We start from the raw sequence: 1799 nt of genomic DNA, 5'->3' as shown, positions 1-1799 counted from the left end.
GCCGCCGCCGCTGAGCCCGCGTCCGGCGCGGGCGCGGGCGCGGTGCAGGATTCCCGGTCCCCGCTCCTCTGCTGAGTGGGTGGTGGGGCGGCCTCCCGGTGCTGGATTGTCCGTCCTGAGTGCCGCCGAGGCCTGGTCGCCGGGACGTCATACGTCCTGGTCGCCCGGGCAACCACCTCGGATGACCTCCGCCGGGTCTCTGCGGGAGGTCATACGTTCTGGGGGTCCGAGCGCCCAGAACGTATGACGTCCCGGGCTGACCACAGGTCGGCGTCCTCCCGATAGGCGCCAACTCGTCCGGAGCCAGACGGGTCAAGGGCGGCGAAGCCGCCGCAGGAACCCTTGACCCGCCTGGTGGAGGACGAACACTGGCGCCACGGGAGGACACCGACCCACCCACACATGCAGCAGGATCCCGTCATGCCTCCGCAGTGCTGAAGCCGCGCCCGGACAGCCGACTCGGCCGTCCTTTCCGTGAACAACTGTTCCCAGGGGCGTAACTCACGTTTACGATGGCCCTCAGGCTTCGGGGGAAGCTTCCGGGAGGACTACTCATCATGTCGTGGGAGGACATCGACGTCGCGCGCGGTCTCGACGCGCTGCGACGTCTCGTGGCCCACACGCTGCTCGTCGAGCATCCCCGCCTCGCCGGCGTCCCCGGGCTGCTGGCCATCGAGGTCGCCAGCGACCACACCGAGGCGCCCCACGGACCGGCTCCGACGGGAGGCGCCGGCGGACCGGACGGGTACGGCGACGCCGAGCTCGCCGCCTCCTCGGAGGAGGACGAGGCCGAGCGCACCCGCCTGATCGCGCTGGTCGAGCTCGCCCGCAAGGGCGACTCGGACGCGTTCGGCCTGCTCTACGACCACTACCAGCCGTCGGTCTACCGCTTCCTCTTCTACCGCACCCGGTCGGGCACGCTCGCCGAGGACCTCACCTCGGAGACGTTCTTCCGCGCGCTGCGCAGCATGAACAACTTCCGTTGGCAGGGCAAGGACTTCGGCGCCTGGCTGATGACGATCGCGCGCAACCTCGCCACCGACCACTTCAAGGCCGGACGCACCCGCCTCGAGCTCACCACCGAGGACATGGGGCTCCACGACGACGCGACGGAGGGTCCCGAGTCCTCCGTGCTCGCCGGACTCACCAACGAGATCCTGCTCCGGGCGCTCACCGAGCTGCCGCCCGAGCAGCGCGACTGCCTCGTGATGCGGTTCCTCCAGGGCATGAGCATCGCCGAGACGGCGGCGGTCCTGGGGCGCAGCGACGGCGCCGTGAAGCAGCTGCAGCTGCGCGGGGTGCGCAACCTCGCCAAGCTGATGCCCGAAGGGATCCGGGACTGATGCCGCGCCCCTCGAGCACCCCTGTGGACCGGCTGGTCGAAATCGTTTACGCAACCCCGCCGCGCGCCGTAACCTCGCGCGCCCGCGCGTCGTTGGTCCAGACGTCGCAGCCCCCGACCGGGGGCCGACCGTTCGGCTGGATGGGGCAGAGCAGATGACCTGGGGGTTCACGGCGCAACGACGCGCCGAGGAGTTCGACGCCTACGTCGAGGGCAGCTCGACGCCCGGCGCCTCCGACACGCACGCCACCGAGCTGCTCGAGCTGGTCGGCGCCCTACGCGCCACCCCGCAGGTCTCGGCGCGCCCCGAGTTCGTCGTCTCGCTGCGCGAGCAGCTGATGGCCGAGGCGGCCACCGCACTGATCCCCGACGACCTCTCGCGACTCACCCTGCCGCAGCGCCGACCGACCCGGGAGCGGCGCGTCGCCGCGATCGTCGGCAGCCTCGCGATCGTGGG

2 protein-coding genes are annotated in these 1799 nt (G+C 71.4%); both read left to right on the top strand.

Annotated elements, in window-relative coordinates; translation table 11 throughout:
• Positions 1-557: 557 nt before the first annotated feature.
• Positions 558-1343, top strand: coding sequence for a sigma-70 family RNA polymerase sigma factor (locus Q0L15_RS21420; RefSeq protein ID WP_296606787.1), 786 nt, complete (start codon positions 558-560; stop codon positions 1341-1343).
• Positions 1344-1497: 154 nt separating this feature from the next.
• The coding region (locus Q0L15_RS21415) for a hypothetical protein (protein ID WP_296606786.1) at positions 1498-1799 on the top strand (302 nt) is incomplete at its 3' end.

It is taken from the genome of Nocardioides sp., assembly GCF_024509035.1.
In the GTDB taxonomy this organism is placed as follows: domain Bacteria; phylum Actinomycetota; class Actinomycetes; order Propionibacteriales; family Nocardioidaceae; genus Nocardioides.
This window is presented reverse-complemented; position numbering and strand designations above follow the sequence as displayed.

Excerpts from the sequence above, each read along its gene's own strand:
- Q0L15_RS21420 (WP_296606787.1), top strand. The coding sequence starts at position 558 with ATGTCGTGGGAGGACATCGACGTCGCGCGCGGTCTCGACGCGCTGCGA.